The organism is Pseudoalteromonas sp. GB43 (genome assembly GCF_054923805.1).
In genome coordinates this window covers 116,762-138,649 of record NZ_JBPCHJ010000002.1, presented here as the reverse complement: position 1 = coordinate 138,649, position 21,888 = coordinate 116,762, and the positions used below count along the sequence as shown (strand labels likewise).

The 21,888-nt window shown below is 42.4% G+C and carries 15 protein-coding genes and 1 pseudogene; 8 read left to right on the top strand and 8 right to left on the bottom strand.

The features are described 5' to 3' along the window. Positions 1 to 37 precede the first annotated feature (37 nt). Entirely contained in the window at positions 38 to 1,663 is a 1,626-nt protein-coding gene (locus tag ACRWSG_RS17925; protein ID WP_249364116.1) for a sensor domain-containing diguanylate cyclase, read from the bottom strand. Positions 1,664 to 1,858: 195 nt separating this feature from the next. On the opposite strand from ACRWSG_RS17925, the gene ACRWSG_RS17920 reads away from it, so the two are divergent. Further along, complete coding sequence (locus tag ACRWSG_RS17920) at positions 1,859 to 3,046, top strand: acyltransferase family protein (RefSeq protein ID WP_138619016.1); 1,188 nt, start codon at positions 1,859 to 1,861, stop codon at positions 3,044 to 3,046. Between the two features lie 50 nt (positions 3,047 to 3,096). Here ACRWSG_RS17920 and ACRWSG_RS17915 read toward each other — a convergent pair whose 3' ends face one another. Both ACRWSG_RS17915 and ACRWSG_RS17910 read right to left on the bottom strand, forming a co-directional pair. Further along, complete coding sequence (locus tag ACRWSG_RS17915; protein WP_462167066.1) at positions 3,097 to 4,140, bottom strand: (Fe-S)-binding protein; 1,044 nt, start codon at positions 4,138 to 4,140, stop codon at positions 3,097 to 3,099. Then, a complete protein-coding gene (locus ACRWSG_RS17910) occupies positions 4,095 to 5,969 on the bottom strand; it encodes an FAD-binding oxidoreductase (protein ID WP_462167065.1) in 1,875 nt (624 codons plus the stop codon). Before ACRWSG_RS17910 ends, ACRWSG_RS17915 begins: the two co-directional genes overlap by 46 nt. 350 nt (positions 5,970 to 6,319) lie before the next feature. Between ACRWSG_RS17910 and ACRWSG_RS17905 the strand changes: the two genes are divergently transcribed. From ACRWSG_RS17905 to ACRWSG_RS17885, 5 genes are read left to right on the top strand one after another with little or no spacing between them, the layout of a single operon-like run. Beyond that, on the top strand, positions 6,320 to 8,128 hold the full coding sequence (locus ACRWSG_RS17905; protein ID WP_199528847.1) for a glycoside hydrolase family 3 protein: 1,809 nt from the start codon (positions 6,320 to 6,322) through the stop codon (positions 8,126 to 8,128). Between the two features lie 46 nt (positions 8,129 to 8,174). Next, complete coding sequence (locus ACRWSG_RS17900; RefSeq protein ID WP_199528848.1) at positions 8,175 to 8,972, top strand: putative hydro-lyase; 798 nt, start codon at positions 8,175 to 8,177, stop codon at positions 8,970 to 8,972. A gap of 6 nt (positions 8,973 to 8,978) precedes the next feature. Then, on the top strand, positions 8,979 to 9,710 hold the full coding sequence (locus tag ACRWSG_RS17895; protein WP_199528888.1) for a 5-oxoprolinase subunit PxpA: 732 nt from the start codon (positions 8,979 to 8,981) through the stop codon (positions 9,708 to 9,710). Next, positions 9,695 to 10,558, top strand: coding sequence for a glutamate cyclase domain-containing protein (locus tag ACRWSG_RS17890; RefSeq protein ID WP_199528849.1), 864 nt, complete (start codon positions 9,695 to 9,697; stop codon positions 10,556 to 10,558). The genes ACRWSG_RS17895 and ACRWSG_RS17890 overlap by 16 nt, the downstream gene beginning before the upstream one ends. A gap of 2 nt (positions 10,559 to 10,560) precedes the next feature. Next, positions 10,561 to 11,418, top strand: a complete 858-nt coding sequence (locus ACRWSG_RS17885; RefSeq protein ID WP_462167064.1) for an aminotransferase class IV — start codon at positions 10,561 to 10,563, stop codon at positions 11,416 to 11,418. A gap of 65 nt (positions 11,419 to 11,483) precedes the next feature. Here ACRWSG_RS17885 and ACRWSG_RS17880 read toward each other — a convergent pair whose 3' ends face one another. The 3 genes from ACRWSG_RS17880 to ACRWSG_RS17870 all read right to left on the bottom strand — a co-directional run bounded on the left by ACRWSG_RS17880 (position 11,484) and on the right by ACRWSG_RS17870 (position 13,820). Beyond that, entirely contained in the window at positions 11,484 to 12,377 is an 894-nt protein-coding gene (locus tag ACRWSG_RS17880; protein ID WP_462167063.1) for a WD40 repeat domain-containing protein, read from the bottom strand. Between the two features lie 269 nt (positions 12,378 to 12,646). Then, positions 12,647 to 12,907, bottom strand: a complete 261-nt coding sequence (locus ACRWSG_RS17875; protein WP_138600123.1) for a hypothetical protein — start codon at positions 12,905 to 12,907, stop codon at positions 12,647 to 12,649. Between the two features lie 535 nt (positions 12,908 to 13,442). After that, complete coding sequence (locus tag ACRWSG_RS17870; protein WP_138600122.1) at positions 13,443 to 13,820, bottom strand: VOC family protein; 378 nt, start codon at positions 13,818 to 13,820, stop codon at positions 13,443 to 13,445. Positions 13,821 to 13,982: 162 nt separating this feature from the next. Here ACRWSG_RS17870 and ACRWSG_RS17865 point away from each other — a divergent pair, with 162 nt between their 5' ends. Next, positions 13,983 to 16,004, top strand: a complete 2,022-nt coding sequence (locus ACRWSG_RS17865) for a S9 family peptidase (RefSeq protein ID WP_294409372.1) — start codon at positions 13,983 to 13,985, stop codon at positions 16,002 to 16,004. Positions 16,005 to 16,739: 735 nt separating this feature from the next. Here the strand turns inward: ACRWSG_RS17865 and ACRWSG_RS17860 are convergent. Further along, complete coding sequence (locus tag ACRWSG_RS17860) at positions 16,740 to 18,341, bottom strand: isocitrate lyase (RefSeq protein ID WP_199528852.1); 1,602 nt, start codon at positions 18,339 to 18,341, stop codon at positions 16,740 to 16,742. Between the two features lie 230 nt (positions 18,342 to 18,571). Between ACRWSG_RS17860 and ACRWSG_RS17855 the strand changes: the two genes are divergently transcribed. Continuing rightward, positions 18,572 to 20,746, top strand: a complete 2,175-nt coding sequence (locus tag ACRWSG_RS17855) for a malate synthase G (RefSeq protein ID WP_206769704.1) — start codon at positions 18,572 to 18,574, stop codon at positions 20,744 to 20,746. A 359-nt stretch (positions 20,747 to 21,105) separates the two neighbouring features. Here the strand turns inward: ACRWSG_RS17855 and ACRWSG_RS17850 are convergent. Next, a pseudogene (locus ACRWSG_RS17850) lies at positions 21,106 to 21,830 on the bottom strand (YebC/PmpR family DNA-binding transcriptional regulator). Positions 21,831 to 21,888 lie beyond the last annotated feature (58 nt).

Sequence of the window (21,888 nt, the reverse complement as noted above, 5' to 3'; positions counted from 1 at the left end):
ATAACTTAATAACATTCACTATTGCACATTAAATAACTTATTCCAAGATTGGAGACTCAGAAATAGTTGTGAAATCTTGGCCATAACTTGCATTAACTACAGAACGATTGCGGCCCGTTTTTTTAGCTTGATATAAGGCTTGGTCAGCGAGCTTAAGTACTTCATCAATGTTCAGTTGCTCAATCGGCCAACCAGATATACCAATAGATACATTAATGCAGCCAACAGGGTCAATGTAGCTTTCAGATATCCGCATCCGCAAGCGCTCTGCAAGCTGATACGCCCGTTTGACCTCAACTCTTGGCATGATCACAATAAATTCTTCTCCACCAGTACGAGCAACAACGTCGCTATCACGAGTTACATCTAACAAAATTTTAGCAAGCGACTGTAATACCACATCACCAATATCATGCCCAAACTCGTCGTTAACCCGCTTAAAGTGATCAATATCGATTGCCAAAACTGCAAACGGGCAGCGCTGTGCAATAAAATGACTTAACTGCGCATCAAAGCTTCTACGGTTGTGTAACCCTGTTAGTGAGTCTGTCTGTGCTTCTTGACGTAACAAACCAATTTTACTGTGTAATAAACCAACTCCCTTTAACATTGCTTTTCTAAGCTCATTACTTTCAAAATACCATGAGCGGATTAGCATTAACTCGCGTGTTGTGGTTGGCCTATCCAGCGTATTTGCGGTTTCAGCAAGTTGCCTCAATGGGCTCGCTATTTTTCTAGCTAATACCCAAATTAATATTAAAGTGATGACACCCACAGGCGCCGTTTTTATGAAGACTTGCCACATTAAATTATCAAGCGGTGCTAATGTGTCTTCAAGGGGTCGTTGTGCAATGACTCCCCAAGGAGCAACGGTTAAAGGAGCAAAGCCAGCCAACATTTCAACCCCTTTGCTATTACTTAATAGTTCAGTTCCGGCTTGCCCTTTCAAAACAGCCTTGATCACAGGGTTTTCAAAAACTTGCTCCCCTATCCTTTTTGTATCAGGGTGATAAAGCAAGCGATGATTCTCATCAACAACATATAAATATGAACCATCGCGATAATAGTGAACTTGTAAAAGCTGGTTTAGAATGCTTGTGCGCTTCAAATATAATGTACCGCCGACATAGCCAATGAATTCACCTTGCTTATCAAATAAAGGCTGAGAAATAAAAATCAGCAAATTTCCCGCCATCGAAATATACGGTTCGCTGATCATCGGGGTTCGATAAGAAAGCGCAGCTTTAGTCCCAAAACTATCAACTTTGCGATTTTTAAGTTTTAAGGATTGCGGTGATACCCCTAAGATATCACCTTGTTTATTAACAATAATGGTCGAGTTAAAACTGTTAGTTTGTAACCTCAATCGTTCTGCTTCAGCATTTATCAACCCTTGATTATTAAAGTCATTTTCAAGAATTTTACCTACATAAGCCAGTTGCTGCTGCGCCGCCAATAAAAAATTATCGGTAGCCGATACCAGTTTAGCTGCGTAAGCTTTGTGATTTTCAAGCGTTTTATCTATTAGTTGTTGCTTTTGAACTTGATAGCTCGAGTAATAACTGTTTAGAAAGGTGATTAGCGTTGCCGAAAACGCTAATAATAAAATTAAGCGGCGCAGATTTAAACCTGCCTTAAGACCATTAAGCACTGTAATTCTCACATCAAAGCCCAATGTCCATATCGGGTACATCTAATACATTTATACTAGCAATTTATCACTACAGCCTCTATAAAACTTTCGTCATAATTTGATTTAGCTCAATGATGATGCAATAAAATCAAAATTTATATTGACAAATAAACTTGCCCAAAAGGAATAATTTATTACAATAAAGAAAAAATATAGAAATTTTTCATGTTTAAACATAGTTCTGCGATCATCAATAAACTCCCTTCACACCGCCTGATGGCGTTAGATGTAATGCGCGGTTTGACTATTACCGCCATGATATTAGTGAATAACCCTGGCAGTTGGGGAGCGATGTATTGGCCTTTAAAGCATGCTGACTGGCATGGTTGGACACCTACCGATTTAATTTTTCCGTTTTTTATTTTTATTGTCGGCATGTCTATCACGCTATCAGTAAATAGCTTGCGTGCTAAAGGGATCAGTGATCAACACATACTAAAAGCAGGGGTTATTCGTACCATTAAACTCATTGCTCTCGGTTGGTTTTTAGCCTTGTTTTATTACAACTTTCGAGATCCTTCTTTTAGCTGGGTTGATGACAAGTTATTACAGCTGCGCGTGTTAGGTGTGCTGCAACGTATCGGTTTGGTCTATTTAGTAGCTCTGTGTTGTTATCTTTATTTATCACCTAAGAAAATAGCCATTACTTGCATCGCTCTTTTATTATTTTATGGTGCCGCCATGCTTTATATCCCGTATACCTTGCCAAACGGCGAGGTAGTGAGTGGTTTATGGTTACATGGCAATAACTTAAGTGCCTTCATAGACAATACCGTACTTGGTAGTCATCACCTGTATTATGCCAATGCTAAGCCACTGCCATTTGACCCTGAAGGACTGTTCTCAACACTGCCTGCCATTGCAAGTGCGCTAAGCGGCATATTGGCTGCGGTTTATTTAACTAAGCAACCCGACCTTAAAAAACAAGCCCGTACACTTATCTTACTGGGCACATTAGCCGTTATTGCTGGCTATGCGATTGCACTAATAACACCTATCAATAAAGCCTTATGGACGCCGAGCTATGTGCTACTCAGCTCAGGGCTTGCAGCGATTTTCTATGCACTGTGCAGTGCTATTTTAGATATTTATAAGCTGCGTAGTTGGGGCGCTCCGTTTATTGTATTTGGTGCGAATGCGATATTATTTTTTATGTTTGCGGGCGTGTTTGCACGGCTATTAATTATGATCCCGCTCGGCGATAGCAGTTTAAAAGGCAGTATTTATGGCTTAATACAATTAGTGATCAGTAATGATCACCTCGCTTCATTTAGCTTTTCACTGCTGTTTTTAATGGTGTCTTATGGTGTGATGTACGGCTGCTACCGCAAAGGCATTTTTTGGAAAGTGTAAGCTTTAAAAAATAGATGAGCCAGTCAGCAACTGGCTCATCAAATTAGCAATTAAGCCTGTTTTATTGCATGGCTTTGCTTATCGAGTAGATACAAAATTGACTGATAACTAATGCCACTGTGTTCAGTTAAACCAATTTCGCAACTACGGCTATTAGACACGCCGCGATTACAGTTCTTTGGTACCTGTTGTTTAAGGGTTTTTAACGCATTGCCATTGAGTTCTGGCAAGTTAAAGCCCTTATCACCTGCAAAACCACAACACTCAATATCAGCTGGAATAATCACCTCATTACTACATGCCTTGGCAAGTGATACTAGGCTTTGCTCTTTACCTAATCGCTTAGAACTACAAGTAACATGGAGCATCACCGGCTCTTGCACGGGGGTTACCTGCAAATTAGGCAGTAAATGTTGGGCTGCAAAATCAGCACTTTCATAAATTGTGAGTGCCGTATTTTGCGCGGTATTAAGAGTAGTAAGTGCACAAGGGCTGGCATCAAAAACAATGGGATATTGGCCATTATTTGAAAGCGCCTCGAGCTCAGTAAGTAACTGCTTACTTTTATTTTTAAACTCTTCATTAAAGCCTTTACTAGCAAATGGCATACCGCAACAAAGTGAATCTACTTGTTGCGGAAGTAGCACTTCATAGCCTGCTTTGGCAGCGAGTGAATAGATAACATCTAGCAGTGGGCGCTTATCATCCGCAAACTTATCGGGGGCAAAAATCCGGCTGGCGCAGCTTGGCATATACACCAACTTTTTCGTTTGTTGGAGCTGCTTGAATTGCTTATTAATTGGTTGCTCAGCTCTTGGCCATGCCGAGTAATAAAGCGGTGTACCAAGCAACTTATTGGCAGGCTTGCTTAGGCTTCTTAGGTTACTGCTGCCGATTGCTTTTTCGAGCACCTGCATCACAGTTAAACCAAACCGTGCACCCTTAGCAACAACCGCAAAATGCTTGCTAGCAAAACGTGATAATGATCGCGCAACTTTGTTCGATGAGGCTTGCTCTGCTCTGAGCGATTTTATAAATTCGCCCGTGTTTATTCCCACCGGGCATTTAAGGCCACAATGTCCGTTGCCGCGCATGAATCTATACCTAAGTATTTAAAGTCGGCCTCGATAACACTGAGCTTTTGATTTAACTTCTGCTTGCTTGCTAAATCTTCGGTTGTTAGCAATTGATTGTGTAACTCGGTGCGGTGTCGCCATAAAGTAATACGCTGCCTCGGTGTTAAGCTAAGCCCTTTTGACGGGCAAACAACTTCGCAAAAACCACATTCAATACAGGTATCGATAATATCATCACTTTTTGGCATGACTTTTAAATGCTGAGTGTGAGCATTTTTGTCGTGATTTATAATAACCCCAGGGTTAAGAATATTTTGTTTATCGAATAATGCTTTAAGCGCAACCATCACCGCAAAGCCATCGTCTCCCCATTCGGTGGCAACAAACGGTGCCATGTTACGCCCAGTACCATGCTCAGCTTTTAATGACCCTTTTAGTTCAACCGCCACTAAGTTCGCCACATCAGCCATAAATTGCTCGTATCGGCTTACTTGCTCTGGTGTATCGAAAGCTTGGGTGAATACAAAATGCAGATTTCCGGCAAGGGCATGCCCAAAAATAATGGCTTCATCATAACCATATTTGATAAATAATTGATGCAGCGCATTTACGCCCTCAGCTAATTTATCAAGAGCAAAGGCAACATCTTCAATAATCACAGTAGTGCCAGTTTCGCGCACTGCGCCAACAGCAGGAAAGGTGCCTTTGCGGATATTCCAAAGTGCCGCATTACGGGCGCTGTCTGCTGAAAACTCAATCGCTGCCAGTTGGCTTTGCTTAAACTCAGCAAGAAGTTGTTCGGTGACCTTAGTGAGCACATCGAGAGCCTGTGCATTTTCAGCTCTTAACTCAATTAACAGTGCCGCTGATTGCTCTGGGTAGCTGGCCACTTCTTTTGGCATTATGGCGTGTTCAGATACCGACATCAGGGCACGTTTATCTAGCAGCTCAACGGCCGCAACATCAACTTCACTCAGCCTTTGTACCAGCTCACACACCTTGCTGATATCGTCAAAAATAAAGAAACCTGTGTGTTTGTACTTATGCTCAACCACGGTGTGGTAAGTGATATCGGCGATAAAAGCTAAGGTGCCTTCAGAGCCGATAATTAAGTGCTTAATGATTTCGATTGGATCAGAAAAATCCAGCAGTGCATTTAAACCATAACCCGTGGTATTTTTTAAACGGTATTTATGGGCGATGCGCTCACTCAAATCGGGGTTTTGCTTTACCCTATCAACAAGGCTCATTAGCTCATCAACCCAAAGACTATGGCTTTGTAAAAAGGCATTACAGCTTTGGCTATCAGCCGTATCTAGCACAGTGCCATCGGCAAAAATGAGGGTCATATCTTTTACTGTGTGGTAGCTGTTTTGCGCCACCCCACAACACATACCCGATGAATTATTTGCCGCCATTCCGGCTATTTTGCAGCTATTAATTGAAGCGGGATCAGGGCCAATTTTTTTACCAAACGGGGCTAATACTTGATTTACTCGAGCACCAATGATCGACGGTTGTAAACGGATTGCCTCGGCGTCATCAATAATCTCAAACTTGCTCCAACTATCGCACAATAAAACTAATACCGAATCGGTAATTGCTTGCCCAGATAAACTCGTGCCAGCGGCGCGAAAAGTAATGGGAACCTGTTGCTCGTTGGCAGCAATGATCACTTGCCGTGCTTGATTTTGATTGCTCACTAATACAATTAATTCAGGGATTAATCGATAAAAGCTGGCGTCTGTCCCGTACGCATAACGGCGCGAGTAATCTTCTATTAATGCAGACTCTGGTAAAAAAGGTTTAATTTGCTGTTTAAATGCGTGCAATCGAGTAAAAGCCATCTCGCCCCCAGGCTTGTCATATTTACGCTGATGAATATGGAATATATTATTACTTTAAATTGTACTAAAAAGCGACCCATTAAATTGATAAATTATCAACTTGCCACGCTTTTCATCAGTATAAAGGTTTGGTTACTTAAGCTTGTTAGCCCTATTTAGTGATCTAACTTAGCTTTTTGCAGTCGGACTCAAAAACCGCTAGGGTAGCAAAAAAATACTGTATTTATATTTAAAAACCCATTAACATCAAGAATAATTTATTCTAAAAACTAAATAAGCGTTTTGCTTTGGAGCTTGCTGTGTTAAATAAGTTTGCACTATCGTCACTGGTTATCGGATTAGGATGTTTCATGCCATTACAATCATCATTTGCTGAGTCTGCATTAACTTTAAAACAACAGTTAGGGCAAAAGCTCATGCTTGACCTACGTTATTACTGCGAGCAAGACCCGGGTGAGCAAAAATGCCGTACACCGGTGACAGAGCTGCCGGCCGATTTAGCGAATATCATCACTAAACATAACATTGGTGGGGTGATCTTATTTGCAGAAAATATCGATACTGTGCCGCAAGTGATCAAACTTAACAATGACCTACAAAAAGCCGCTGCTAAGTCAGAGTTAGGCTTACCACTGTTTATTTCGATAGACCAAGAGGGCGGCCGAGTTGCCCGTATTCCTCGTGATGTAGGTACATCGTTTACCGGTAACATGTCGATTGGCGCGACCTATAAAGAACATGGTACCCACTTCGCGACTGAGTCTGCCCGCATTATTGCCGACGAGCTATTAGCACTGGGTGTTAATGTTAACTATGCACCCACGGTTGATGTAAACATGAACCCAGATAACCCCGTTATTAACGTGCGCTCTTACGGTGAAGATCCGCAATTGGTTGCAAAACTAGGTGGTGCCCAAGTAGCTGGGTTTGAAAACAACGGCGTTATTTCATCGTTAAAGCACTTTCCGGGGCATGGCGATACCAATGTAGATAGCCACACAGGTCTGCCAAAAGTAATGCATGATAAAGAAACCATTTGGCTGCAAGACTTACCACCTTTTAAAGAAATTATTAAAAACCAACAACCGGGTATGATCATGACTGCACATATCCAATACCCCGCCCTCGACGACAGCACGTTTGTCAGTAAAGAAGGCAAAACCATGATCAAGCCTGCAACGATGTCGCGCAAAATCATCACCGACTTATTACGTGACGAACTTGGTTATCAAGGTGTGGTGATCACAGATGCTCTTGATATGGCGGGGATCAGCCACTTTTTTGAACCAATTGAAGCGGTCGTAAATACCTTTGCAGCGGGTGTTGATATTGCTCTGATGCCAATCGAAATCAGAAGCCCTAAAGACTTAGCTGTGCTTGAAGCCCTGATTGAGCGATTAGAACAAGAAGTACAACGCGGCACGTTAAATGCCAACGAAATAAGTGCTTCTGCTACACGCATTTTAAAACTTAAAGAAAAGTTTAAGCTCACTTCGTTGCTTGATGACAAAGCAGCCATCAAAAAAGCGCAGCTTTTACTCGGTGATCAAAGCCATAGAAAAGTAGAAGCCGAATTAGCATTAGCTGCTATCACTGAAGTGAAAAACGAGAAAAACACCTTACCGCTTAGCATTAAATCGAACAGCAAAGTGCATATTATTATGCCAGATACCCGTAAATGCTATGCTCTGCAGCAGGCGTTAATTGACACCACCGATAAGTTAATCAGCTTTAGCTGCACAAGTTTGCAAGGTTATGAGCCGCTTGCAACATTAAAAGAAATTAACGAAGCGGATATAATCATTGCCGCCAATGCGTCACCAAAACAAAGTGCTGTTGAAGTCGGCGGGATGGATGACTTAGCTGACAACCCGGAGTTTGCAATTGCTAAAGCCGACCAATCTGCGGCATTAGAGTCATTGCTAAAACAAGCAAAATTAGCCCATAAGAAGACTATATTTGTAAGCTTACGTGCCCCTTACGATATTGCCCAATTCGGGAAATTTAGCGACGCTGTACTTGCTACTTATGCTTACAATATTGATGTAGATACTGATGAGAAAATTGCAGGGCCAGCTTTCACAGCACTGGCAAAAGTATTACTAGGAAAAGCTCCTGCAAAAGGACAGCTACCCGTTACTATTAATGATCTGAACTGAGTGTTATTGTAAAACTATCAGTTAAGCATTTGGTAAGGATCGGTATATGCAAAAAAATGCATCATTAACCACTCCCGCAGCTATACGAAAAATGGTTCGCGCAGGAGATTACAGTGGTAATACATCGGGCTTTGCACCGGGCTTTGTGCAGGCTAATTTAGTCATTTTACCCAAACAGTACGCGTTTGATTTTTTGCAGTTTAGTCAAGCAAACCCAAAATCGTGCCCAATTATTGCCTCTAGTCGCTTACCGGGCGTTGCCGATATGCCAAGTGTTGGTGAAGACATTGATATTCGTAGCGATTTACCTCGTTACCGCGTCTTCAAACATGGCCAAATGGTTGAAGAAGTAACCGATATTACCCGTCACTGGCGCGACGATTTAGTCACCTTTTTAATTGGTTGCTCGTTCTCATTTGAAGAAGCGCTGATTGCCGCAGGTCTTGAAATCAGAAACATCAGCGAGCAAAAGAATGTGCCTATGTATGTGACTAATATGGCGTGCCAGAGTGCGGGAATTTTCCACGCCAATATGGTTGTGAGTATGCGCCCGATGAAACCTGCCGATGCCATTCGTGCTATCCAAATTTGCAGCCGCTTTCCAAATGTACATGGTGCGCCAGTGCATTTTGGCGACCCTGCTGCAATTGGCATAAAAGATATTAACAAACCTGAGTTTGGCGATGCGGTGACCATTAAAGAAGGCGAAGTGCCCGTATTTTGGGCTTGTGGTGTTACTCCACAAGTCGCGATTGCCAACGCGGCTCCTGATTTTTGTATCACGCATAGTCCAGGACACATGCTGATCACTGATATTCCAAATAGTAAAATGGCAGCGTTATAAATGACGATGAAATTAAACTGCGACCTTGGCGAAAGCTTCGGTATGTGGAAAATGGGCTTAGACGAGCAAGTTATGCCACATATTGATATGGCAAACATTGCTTGTGGCTTTCATGCTGGCGATGCCGATGTGATGGCAAACACCCTAGCCCTAGCCAAGCAGCACAAAGTAATGGTTGGCGCGCACCCAAGTTACCCAGATAAGCAAGGTTTTGGTCGCCGCTCAATGGTTATGAGCGAAAAAGAGCTGACCAATTGCCTGCATTATCAAATTGCTGCAATTGACGGTATGGCTGCAGTGCATGGTTTAACGCTCGAATACGTTAAGCCACATGGCGCACTGTATAACGACATGATGAGTGACGAGCAAACGCTGAATATTGTCATGCGCGCAGTGGCAAGTTATGCAAAACCATTAAAATTAATGATTTTAGCTACCAACCAAGCTGCCAAACACAAAGTACAAGCCAACGATCTGCAACTAGAACTCATTTTAGAAGCGTTTGCCGACCGTCAATACACAGACGAAGGTAAGCTTGTTTCACGTTCTTTAGCGGGCAGTGTACACGACAAACAGGCGCTAATAGCGCAGGTTAAACAGTTAATTGAACATGGCACAGTTACAACGCGAAGTGGCCAGCAGCTGGCACTCAATGCCGACAGCCTATGTGTACACGGCGATAATGAAGCAGGTATTGCGCTCATTCAAGAGATCAAAGCACTATGTCAGCAAGCCTAAGCGACGCAGCGCTCAGCCAACACATTGAAACCATGATGGTTGAACAAAACCCACGTGGTATGCAGCATTTATACGCAAAACAACTAACGGGGACGTATTTACGCGCAGCAAAATACCTTTATAAAGCACAAGGTACTGTGTTGATAGGTACCGGCTTTGCGGTCAACAATACCTTCGAGACTGATGGTCCGGTTGGTGCAATTGCACTTTACAAGGTACTCGAAAAGCTTGGTAAACAGCCTATTTTGGTTACTGGCAACCCCCTTTACAGTGCCCTGAAAAATGACTTTAACTGTTTTGAGCTGCCAATTAATAGCATTGATAATGCGCACACTTTTAGCATTAAAGCCCTTGAGCAGCTAAAACCTGAGTGTGTTTTATCAATAGAACGCCCGGGGCTTAACGAGCATCAGCGTTATTATAATATGCGCGGTATTGATATTTCGGAGCATTGCGGCTGCTTTGATTTTTTTGTGACAGAAGCACCTTGCCCCACCATAGCGATTGGTGATGGCGGTAACGAAATAGGCATGGGTAACCTTGCACAGCATATGCAAGCGCTAAACATCACTCCTTGTTTAACAACCTGTGATGAGCTGTTACTCGCCGATGTATCTAACTGGGCAGCATACGGGCTCATTGCCTTTTTAAGTCGCTGGCATAACACTGATTTGTTGGCTGATATTGAGCCACTCAACATTTTACATTACCTAAGTGAGCGCGGTAGTGTCGATGGCGTCACCCATAAAAATGAGCTCACCGAAGACGGCCTGCATGCAATGCATGGTCAACAATTAATAACTCGGCTTCGCCAAATTGGCGGCTTTACGACAGAGAATGAGGTTTAACAATGGGCACGGTATACCTAAACGGTGAATACCTTGGCGCTGATGAAGCAAAGATTTCACCCATGGATCGCGGCTTCTTATTTGGCGATGGCATCTATGAAGTGATCCCATCATACCAAGGCAAAATGCTTGGCTTTGGCGCACATATTGAGCGTATGAATAACGGTTTAAACGAACTTGAAATTAAGCTCGATTACAGTGCCGATACGTGGCGTAAAATCTGTAATGATTTATGCGAGAAAAACCAAGGTGATAATCTAGGGATTTATTTGCACGTTAGCCGCGGCGCCGACACTAAACGAGCCCACGGCTACCCAACTAATATTACCCCGACCGTATTTGCATTTGCTTTTGAAATTCCGGCAGAGCCAAAAAGCGATATCGACAATGCAACAACTTACACCGTATCACTTGAGCAAGACCGTCGCTGGCAACGTTGCCATATTAAATCAACGGCACTGCTTGGCAACGTGATACATTACCAGCACGGTGCAGCAGCGGGCAACAAAGAAACCATTCTTTTTAACCGCTTAGAAGAAATAACCGAAGCTAGTTCAAGTAACGTGTTTATTGTTAAAGATGCTGTGATCAGTACGCCACCACTTGATAACCAAATTTTACCGGGGATCACCCGCTGGTTAATCCTCAATATTCTTCACAGTTACAGTAACTTTAAAGTGCAAGAGCGCATTATTAGTAAAGACGAGTTACTTGATGCCGACGAAGTATGGATCACTAGCGCCACTAAAGAAGTTGGCCCAGTTGTAAAAGTAAATGGCAAGTTAGTTGGCGATGGTAAGCCTGGTGCAGTTTGGCAACAAGTGCAAAGCTTGTTTACCAAGCATAAGTTTGATTACTAATTTAATCGCTCTCAAAAACAAACGCCTACTGCAAGTAGGCGTTTTTGTTTTAGCTTTTATTTGCTTTATAAGGCCAAGCTTGCAAGATGGTTGTCACTGGTTTCTGAATATAGTTGCTTACCATCGTAAGCCACACTCAGAACCGACGTTCGCTGGCGCTGTTGTTTAGCTTCGTATTCAGCGATTAGTTCACCATCTGCAACGCGATATAAACGCATCTTCATTTTTGGCGAGCCCGTTAATAGCCATTTATCTTGATTAATAAATTGCGATGCAGTGAACTCAATAAAGTTAGAATATGAAGCCACTTCTGATAACTCTTTTTTATTGGCTAAATCAAAGAATACACGATCATCAACCGAGTCAATTGCAAAGCCCAAGCTTGCTGTTTTATTTAAAGTAACGTGATTCACTCTAGTCGCTAAACGCTCTTCAAAGCGAGTGCTGCCATCACTTGTTGACCAAAGCTTAACGTACTTGTCGCTTGAGCCGGTAAACGCCCACTGCCCATCAGCCGATAACGCCACGCTATTAATATCTAAGCGATGAATATCAAAACGCTTAGTATCACCTGTGCGAGTATTTATTACCTCAGCCTTGCCGCTACGATAAGCGATAACCAAGGTATCGCCTACGGCTGAAATAGCGATGTCTCTTGCGATTTCTTGCCCGGTGAGCCAAGTACCAATACTACGCCCAGTGCGAGTATCGTATAAAGTCACCGATAATCGATTTGAAATGAAAAAACGAGATTTGTTAGCGCTAAAGCCCACAAGCTCAACATGTTCAGCGCCCTGCCCTGTTATACAATCGTATAGACGCGCTTTTAACTGATTATCCCAAACGCACACCTCAGATTGGGTTGCCACTAACGCGTGACTAGCATCCTCGGTTAGTGCCGTGGCACTTAGTAACTCATTGCCATGGGCAAACTCACTACTAGCAGGGGCAGTAAACACCTCACCTCCCCCACAGCCCAAAAGGCTCAGTGCAAATACACAGCACAGAGGTTTAAACAGTTTCGACGTCATGATTATTCTCAATTTTATAATTATTTTTGTATTGGCGCAGTGTAATGAAAATAAGCGGAAGTTGGTAGGGGAACTAGCTGTCAGCTTTCAGCCGTCAGCCATCAGTTTTTGTAGGCGTGAAATTTATTTCGCGCGAAGCGCTGGCAGTTGTGCGGTGCAGCGGCGCGCCATGCGAGCATGGCGCTTACTCGAAACGATTATTGGTCTGTTCTGCTCACGATTTCGTAGCCTTTGGCTTCATAATCATTGATGCATTTTTGAAATTTATTTTGAAGTTTTATTTCATCAAAAAAGCCTAGTGAGTATGCATCACACTTTACTTTCATATGTTCACTGTTTTCCAAAACCGCATTTAGTTTGAGCTCAGCAAAACCAAATTTATAGGCTAATTCTGTGAACTGTGAATACAGAACCAAAAGCAGTACAGCAAGAAGGGTAAGCGTTAGTGTATTTTTCATTTTTATTTCCTTTAAAAGTGTTGGTAAAAAGACTGGAGCAATTATCGAACCAACAATATAACCTCATATAAATCAATAAAATGGATTATTCACGCAAAAGCATAGTTGATATTTCCACCAATAAATAGTGAAAAAGACAACTATTTCCTAAAATAAATACAACCGTATTGTGATGTGTGTTTTTAAGGTGCGAAGTACGAGATTCGAGATGCGAAGTATGAGATTCGAGGTGCGAAATGCGAGGACCGAGATGTGAGGTAGGAGGTGCTTTAGCGCCGAACAACAACTTCCTAATCACAGCTTAAGATTACCCTACAATTTTCTTGTAGGCGTGAAATTTATTTCGCGCGAAGAGCCGGTAGGTATGCGATGTTACTGGCGTGCCATGTGAGCATAGCGCAAAGAAGAGTTAAGAGTTACGCGGCATAAAGCTACATAAGCTAGGCCCTGTTTCCTAGAGCCTAGCGCCTGTTAACTTTCAATCTGATAGCTGACGGCTGAAAGTTTACAGCTCACTTTCCCTCGCTCACTCCCCTCACCCATGCGTAAAACAAAACACATTAAGTTTGTTACCGTCTAAGTCTCTAAAGTATCCCGCATAAAAGCCGGGCATTTCGCGTGGGCCGGGGGCACCTTCATCTGTGCCACCTAGTTCTATGGCTTTTTTATAAAAGGCATCTACTTGGGCTGGGGTGTCGACTGCCAGAGCAATCATAGTGCCGTTACCTACTGTGGCTTTTTCATCGTTATAAGGTTTGGTAACCGCAAAACCGGGCTTATCTTGGCCTGTGCTCCATGCCACAAAGCGGTCAGTTTCTAAAAAGCGCTCGGCGCTTAGAGTGGCGAACAATTCATCGTAATACTTTACTGCTTTAGCTAGGTTGTTAGTGCCTAACATGATGTAACCTATCATTGTGTGCTCCTTACGTTTAAAAGTGTCTGTACTCAACATAAAAGGGAAATGACCATCTGTCTATTGATTTCTCCATTCATCGCAATGGACTATATTTCTGATGGTTGTTACTTTATAACAGGTTAACACGCCCTAATTTCTGCTCACTAACAAGGAAATAAAATGAAGTTTAAAACGTCTTTAGCACTGCTTGCAGCAGCCAGCTTTTACAGCCATGCAGGAGCTAGCAATACCTTTCAACTTGAAAATGTTTTTGATCTTGAATACGCCAACCAAATAGAAATGACAAAAAATGGCGATACAATTTACTTTGTGCGTAATCGCATGGATATTAAAAGCGACCGTAAAGTCAGTAATATTTGGTCAGTAAACCCAGATGGTAAAACCATGCTACCGCTAACGTCTGGCGTGCATATGGATTACTCTCCGGTATTGTCACCAGATGAAACTCGTTTAGCGTTTATTTCTACCCGAGATGGTAGCAGCCAAATCTATGTAAAATGGTTAAAAACCGGTAACGTAGCAAAAATTAGTAACCTAACGCAAAGCCCTGGCGGATTAACTTGGACGCCAGATGGCAAACAATTGGTGTTTAGCCAGTTTGTGCCAGCAAAATCAGCAAGCCCAGTGTCTTTACCGGGCAAGCCTGAAGGCGCTAAGTGGGCAGAGCCAGCTAAATATATTGACGATACCTATTACCGTGCCGATGGCGGTGGCTACTCTGAAAAAGGTTATCGTCACTTTTTTATCATCAGTGCAACGGGCGGCAATGCACGTCAATTAAGTTCTGGTGATTTTGATCATGGTGGTGCTATTAGCTTTAACGAACAAGGCGATGCGTTTTATTTTTCGGCTAATCGCTATGAAGACAATGAATTACACCCAACTGAATCTGAAATCTATAAACTTAGCTTAGCGGATCGTTCAATTACCCAAATAACAGACCGTAAAGGCCCAGATTCACGCCCTAAAGTCTCGCCAAATGGTCGTTACCTTGCATACACAGGCTACGACGACAAAAAAACTAACTATGAAAATAACGACATTTATTTACTTGATTTAAAATCAGGCAAAACCTCAGTACTCACTGCTGATTTAGACCGTAGTGTCGAAAGCATTAAATGGGATGATAGCGGCAGAGGTCTTTATTTTAGCTACGATAGTGAAGGTAAAACTCACCTAGCTTACCAGCCGCGTAGTGGTAAACATAAGGTGATTACCTCAGAGATTGGTAGTGTCGCCTTTGGTCGCCCATATTCAGGTGGTGACTTTGATGTGAGCGAAGATGGTGAAGTTGCATTCACACTTGCAGATACCCAGCGTCCAGCTGATGTAGCATTAATTAAGCGTGGTAAAACCGCACGTTTAACGCAATTAAACGAAGATGCGCTGGGCGACAAAGAGCTGGCTAAGGTTGAAGAAATTTGGGTTAAATCAAGCCACGATGGCTTGGCTATTCAAGGTTGGATTGCTTACCCGCCGGGCTTTGATAAAAACAAAAAGTATCCACTTGTTTTAGAGATCCACGGCGGTCCTGTTGCAAACTACGGCCCTCACTTTAGCCCTGAAGTACAATTATACGCAGCCAAAGGTAATGTTGTACTGTATATGAACCCACGCGGCAGTGACTCATACGGTAAAGAGTTTGCGCAAACAATTCATCATAACTACCCAAGTAATGACTTTGATGACTTGATGACAGGTGTTGATGCTGTCATCAATAAGGGCTTTATTGATGAGAGTAAGTTGTTTGTCACCGGCGGTTCAGGTGGCGGTGTTTTAACTGCATGGATTGTAGGTCATACAGACCGCTTTGCAGCCGCTGTTGTTGCTAAACCTGTAATCAATTGGATCAGCTTTGTACTAACTGCTGATTTCTACCCTTTCTTTGCTGACTATTGGTTCCCAGGTAAACCATGGGACAATATTGAGCATTATATGAAGCGCTCTCCAATTAGCTATGTGGGCAATGTAAAAACACCCACTATGCTGTTAACTGGTGAATCAGACTATCGCACGCCGATTTCTGAAACCGAGCAATTTTACCAAGCGTTAAAGCTTCAAGGCGTTGATACAGCGATGGTGCGTATTCCTAATGCCTCACATGGTATTACCGCGCGCCCATCAAACCTGATGACCAAAGTCGCCTATATTCAATGGTGGTTTGATAAACATAGTAAGTAGTTGCGGGTTGCGAGCAATAGTTTAGGTGCGGCTTTATGCCGCGCCATATATAAACCATAACGCGGGATAAACCCGCTGCTATTTTCTAACTTTTGAATTTCAATCTGATAGCTGACGGCTGAAAGCTGACAGCTCTCTTTTCTGTAAACCCCCTTTACAGTCAAAATGTGAGTAACTCCTTACATACACCTCTCAAATATCGGACATTAATCCAAAAGCAGTTAGTAAAAAATCGGTTTATAGCCAAAATCAGTAACTTGAGTTAGTAAAAAACCGGTTTGCGCCGCTAAAAACCTAGCTTCAGTTAGTAAAATTTTGGTTTGTAAGGGTGTTGAGTTGGTAAAAAATCGGTTTATGGCTTGAGTGAGTTAATAAAAAATCGGTTTGTAAATCACAAGATTCTACAAAACAACATTAAATTGCCATTTATATGAGCCAATTTTAACCATTCTATAGGCTGTAATAAGGCAATAGGCCCTAAATTAAGACTTATACGGCGGAGGTAGTTAAATACTGATCTAAAATTCTAACGCTGGTAAATGCGTGATCTGTATTTTTATAAAGCTAGTAAATGGCTGATCCAAGACTTGGTTAAAGAGTGATCCGAACTACGAGATACGAGATACGAGGTGCGAGTCTGATGGCTGACGGCTGAAAGCTAGCAGCTTCAAATGAAAAAGGGCCCGAAGGCCCTAACAACATTATTGAATAGCTATAAAGGAAATTACAACTTGGTTAGAACTGGTTCATGGTATTTGCTTCACCACCGGCTTTAAGCGCATTATCACCAGAAAAGTACTCTTTATGAGTATCACCAATGTTTGAACCTGCTAGGTCTTGGTGTTTCACTGATGCTTGCTCACGGCGGATTTCTTGACGTTGTACGTCGCGAACATACGCCAGCATTCCTAGGTCGCCGAAATAGCCTTCTGATAGAATATCAGTGCTTAGCGCCGCTGTATGGTAAGTTGGTAGCGTGATTAGGTGATGGAAGATACCCGCTTCACGTGCACCATCTTTTTGGAAGTTTTGTACAAGTACGTCTGCTGCCGCAGCAAGCTCTGTGTCATCCATTTCTGGCGCCATTAATGCCTTATTGTCATCAATGCTTGGGTAAGCAGATAGGTCTTTACCTTGTTCTTGCCATTCAGCATAAACTTGCTCACGGAATTTAAGTGTCCAGTTGAACGATGGTGAGTTGTTGTATACCAGCTTAGCATTGGGTACTTGCTCTTTAACGCGGTTAACAAGCTCAGCGATTTGTTTAACGTTTGGCTTTTCTGTTTCAATCCACAGTAAGTCTGCGCCAGATTGTAAGCTAGTTACACAATCAAGAACTACGCGGTCTTTCTCTGTACCTTCACGGAACTGGTATAAACCATTATCTAAACGTGTTGGTTTGCAAAGCTGACCATTCAGCTTCATTGCAGTGTCGCCTTCGTTTAAGTCATCCACACTGTTTACTGGTGTTGTTTCAAGGAACGACGTGTATTGGCTAGCAAGGTCGCCAGGAGTTTTAGATACTGGCACTTTTTGAGTAAGGCTTGCACCTAATGAGTCAGTACGAGCAACGATAATACCGTTATCAATGCCAAGCTCTAAGAATGCGTAACGAACCGCGTTAATTTTTGCTAGGAAATCTTCATGCGGTACAGTTACTTTACCAGCTTGGTGACCACATTGTTTTGCGTCAGATACTTGGTTCTCGATTTGGATAGCACATGCACCCGCTTCAATCATCTTTTTAGCAAGTAGGTAAGTTGCTTCTTCGTTACCGAAACCCGCATCGATATCAGCAATAATTGGCACAACATGGCTTTCGAAGTTATCGATTTTATTTAGCACTGCTTGAACGTCACCGCCGTTTGCTTTCGCTTCGTCTAGGTCTTTGTAAAGGTGGTCAAGCTCACGTGCATCAGCTTGCTTTAAGAAAGTGTAGATTTCTTCGATTAGCGCTGGAACAGATGTTTTTTCATGCATACTTTGGTCAGGTAATGGACCAAACTCAGAGCGAAGTGCCGCAACCATCCAGCCACTTAGGTATACATAGCTGCGTTTAGTTGTTTTGTTATGACGTTTAATTGCCATCATCATTTGCTGTGCAGTAAAACCATGCCAACAACCTAATGATTGTGTGTATTGGCTGTGGTCAGCATCATAAGCAGCCATGTCTGCACGCATAATGTCTGCAGTATATTGAGCAATGTCTAGACCCGTACGAAAACGGTTTTGTAAACGCATACGGCTTGCGTATTCTGGGTTGATTGACTGCCACGTTTTGCCTTGTGATTGACATAAAGTAGCTAAGTTATCGGTTTCGCGTTGATATGTTGTCATAATAAAAATCCTTCGAACGGGTTATCTATTTTTTGTTAGTGAGAGTGGCTACTTGGCGTTTGCTTCGTAACGCTTAATTCAACATTAGGCGGATTTTTGGAATTTAGTAAATTTATAGTTGTTATTACCACTATATTTTTAGTGAATGGTAAATAGCCTGCTTATTAGCCTTTTTTACGATATGGTTGAACCATGAATGATCAATTTAAGCTCGTTTAAAGGACATTATTATGACCACTCTCTCACTTAACGGTTTAAGCGTTGATCAACAACTTGCACAGTTTGTTGAACAGCAACTTTTACCAGGAACAGGCATTAGCACAGACACTTTTTGGCAAGGTTTTGCTGATATCGTCAATGAACTAACGCCAATCAATCGTGCGCTTTTAGAAAAACGCGAACAACTACAAGCTAAGATTGATGACTACCATAAGCAGCAGCCGGTATGGGATGCTGCTAACTATCAAGCATTCCTTGAAGACATTGGCTACCTTGTTCCTGAGCCAGCTAGTTTCAGCATAGAAACAGAGCAAGTAGAGCCTGAAATCGCAAACACAGCTGGGCCACAGCTTGTTGTGCCAGTGAGTAATGCACGCTTTGCCTTAAACGCCGCAAATGCGCGCTGGGGCTCACTGTATGATGCGCTATACGGCACAGATGTATTAAGTGAAGACGACGGCGCTGAGAAAGGCTCTACATACAACCCTGTGCGTGGCTTTAAAGTCATGGCTTATGCCCGCCAGTTCCTTGATAAAGCACTGCCTTTAGCAAACGGCTCACACATCGAAAGCACCAGCTATGCAGTGGTTAATAATGAGCTTTTAATCACATTACGTGATAGTAGTCAGGTTCGCCTAGCAAACCCTGAACAACTTATTGGTTACCAAGGTGAAGCGCAAAATCCAAGCGCTATCTTATTGAAAAATAATGGCTTACATATTGAGCTACAAATAGACCATCATCACCCAATAGGCCAAGCAGATAAAGCAGGCCTTAAAGATGTACTACTAGAAGCAGCCCTTACAACGATTATGGACTGTGAAGATTCCGTTGCTGCCGTTGATGCCGAAGACAAAGTAAACGTCTATCAAAACTGGCTTGGTTTAATGCAAGGAAACCTAGTAGAAGCATTTAACAAAGAAGGTAAAACCATTGAACGCCGTTTAGCAGAAGATCGCCAATATCAAGGTGTAAATGGCGAAACAATCACGCTAAAAGGTCGTAGCATGATGTTTGTGCGTAATGTTGGCCACTTAATGACTAATCCAGCTATCCAAGATAGTGAGGGCAATGACGTGTTTGAAGGCATTATGGATGCCATTATCACTAGCACCGCTGCACTTCATGACTTAAAAGCTACAGGTAGCCTTAAAAATTCAACGGCTAATAGTATTAATATTGTTAAGCCAAAAATGCATGGTCCAGAAGAAGTTGCCTTCACTAATACCCTGTTTACCCGCGTTGAGCAGCTGTTAGGCTTGCCTGCAAACACCATTAAAATGGGTATTATGGATGAAGAGCGTCGTACTTCAGCTAACTTAAAAGCCTGTATTTTCGAAGCTAAAAAGCGTGTTGTATTCATCAATACCGGCTTCTTAGACCGCACTGGTGACGAAATTCATACTTCAATGCAAGCAGGTGTAGTACTGCCAAAAGGCGCTATTAAGCTTGAACCTTGGATCAGCGCATACGAAGATCGCAACGTAGATATTGGTCTTGCAACTGGCCTTAGTGGTAAAGCACAGATTGGTAAGGGTATGTGGCCAATGCCAGATAAAATGGCGTTAATGATGGAACAAAAAAGTGGTCACCCGAAAAGTGGTGCAAATACCGCTTGGGTGCCCTCTCCTACTGCTGCAACCCTACATGCAATGCATTATCACGATATTGATGTATTTGCCTGCCAAAAAGCGCTTATGGACCGCAAAGAAGCAAGCCTTACTAGCTTACTCACTCCACCGCTTATGAAAGATGCCAGCAGCTTAAGCAAAGAAGATATTCAAGCCGAACTTGATAACAACGCTCAGGGTATTTTAGGTTATGTTGTGCGTTGGATTGACCAAGGTATTGGTTGCTCAAAAGTACCAGACATCAACCATGTCGGTTTAATGGAAGACCGTGCCACACTGCGTATTTCAAGCCAGCACATGGCCAACTGGCTGTATCATGGCGTTTGTTCTGAAGAGCAAATTAGAAAAACCATGGCACGTATGGCGAAAGTTGTTGATGGTCAAAATGAAGGTGATCCGGCCTACAATAATATGGCTGATTCAGCCGAAACTTTAGCACAAAGTGTTGCTTATCAAGCAGCTTTAGCCCTTGTATTAGAGGGAGTTAAACAACCTAGTGGCTATACTGAACCATTATTGCATGCGTTCCGTATAAAGTATAAATCGTTAAATTAGCCACTACACAACTCCCCTTCGAGTTTCATGTGTCGTTCATAGCAGCCCAAGGGCTGCTTTTTTTTGCTAATATCAACTGATACCAATCCGCAATAATACTTAATTATTTTGAGGGATTAAACCTGTCGCTACCTGCGTTAAAAATTTCTGATTTAGAACAACTAAATAACGAAACTTTTGCCTTGTTATCAACGAGGTTTTATTGCCTCAAAATAGACCACTAAATTAAGCGTATTGGTATAAACTCATAACGACAGTGAATAGCCACCATTCATGGCATAATGAAAATCTATTAAAAAAGGGGCATTTGTTACCAAATGCCCCTTTTTACGTACTAATACGTACTAATTTTTTAAAAATTAGTTTTTAACAATCGCATTGTGATAAACGTTTTGCACGTCATCACAGTCATCAAGCATAGAAATAAACTTTTCAAAGTTTGCGATATCATCTGGATCAGTGATGTCAGTATGAACTTGTGGAACAAACGTGATTTCGTCTACTTCAAAGTTGATACCTTCAAATGCTTCTTCAAGAGCTGTTTTTGCTTTGTAGTACTCAGTATGTGGAGCGAATACAGATACTTTGCCGTCTTCTACTTCTACATCTGTTACGTCTACATCAGCCATCATTAGCGCTTCAAGTACAACTTCGTCGTCATCGCCTTCAAAGCCTAAAACAGCTAAGTGGTCGAACATATGCGCTACACAACCCGGTGTGCCAATTTTTGAATCTGTTTTAGTGAACGGTAAACGTACATCTTTAATAGTACGGTTAGGGTTATCAGTTAAACAGTCCACAATAACCATACAGTTACCCGGTCATAGCCTTCGTAACGTGCTGGAGAGTAGTCTTCCCCTGCTCCACCGGCTGCTTTTTTAATCGCATTGTCGATTACGTGTGCTGGAACTTGGTCTTTTTTTGCACGCTCAATAATACGTTTTAGCGCTTGGTTTACTTCTGGATCTGGTTCGCCATTTTTAGCAACAACGTAGATTTCTTTACCATACTTAGAATTTACTTTAGTTTTTGCATTGGCTGTTTTAGCCATGGCGTTTTTGCGGACTTCAAATGCTCTGCCCATCTTATGCCTCTATGAATACATTTGATAATTGCCGATATTTTAGCAACTCATGACAGCT

Bases quoted from the DNA above. Each gene is read 5' to 3' on its own strand.
- ACRWSG_RS17920 (WP_138619016.1), top strand. From the start codon at position 1,859: ATGTTTAAACATAGTTCTGCGATCATCAATAAACTCCCTTCACACCGC.
- ACRWSG_RS17915 (WP_462167066.1), bottom strand. From the start codon at position 4,140: ATGCGCGGCAACGGACATTGTGGCCTTAAATGCCCGGTGGGAATAAAC.
- ACRWSG_RS17910 (WP_462167065.1), bottom strand. From the start codon at position 5,969: ATGGCTTTTACTCGATTGCACGCATTTAAACAGCAAATTAAACCTTTT.
- ACRWSG_RS17905 (WP_199528847.1), top strand. From the start codon at position 6,320: ATGCCATTACAATCATCATTTGCTGAGTCTGCATTAACTTTAAAACAA.
- ACRWSG_RS17900 (WP_199528848.1), top strand. From the start codon at position 8,175: ATGCAAAAAAATGCATCATTAACCACTCCCGCAGCTATACGAAAAATG.
- ACRWSG_RS17895 (WP_199528888.1), top strand. From the start codon at position 8,979: ATGAAATTAAACTGCGACCTTGGCGAAAGCTTCGGTATGTGGAAAATG.
- ACRWSG_RS17890 (WP_199528849.1), top strand. From the start codon at position 9,695: ATGTCAGCAAGCCTAAGCGACGCAGCGCTCAGCCAACACATTGAAACC.
- ACRWSG_RS17885 (WP_462167064.1), top strand. From the start codon at position 10,561: ATGGGCACGGTATACCTAAACGGTGAATACCTTGGCGCTGATGAAGCA.
- ACRWSG_RS17875 (WP_138600123.1), bottom strand. From the start codon at position 12,907: ATGAAAAATACACTAACGCTTACCCTTCTTGCTGTACTGCTTTTGGTT.
- ACRWSG_RS17870 (WP_138600122.1), bottom strand. From the start codon at position 13,820: ATGATAGGTTACATCATGTTAGGCACTAACAACCTAGCTAAAGCAGTA.
- ACRWSG_RS17865 (WP_294409372.1), top strand. From the start codon at position 13,983: ATGAAGTTTAAAACGTCTTTAGCACTGCTTGCAGCAGCCAGCTTTTAC.
- ACRWSG_RS17860 (WP_199528852.1), bottom strand. From the start codon at position 18,341: ATGACAACATATCAACGCGAAACCGATAACTTAGCTACTTTATGTCAA.
- ACRWSG_RS17855 (WP_206769704.1), top strand. From the start codon at position 18,572: ATGACCACTCTCTCACTTAACGGTTTAAGCGTTGATCAACAACTTGCA.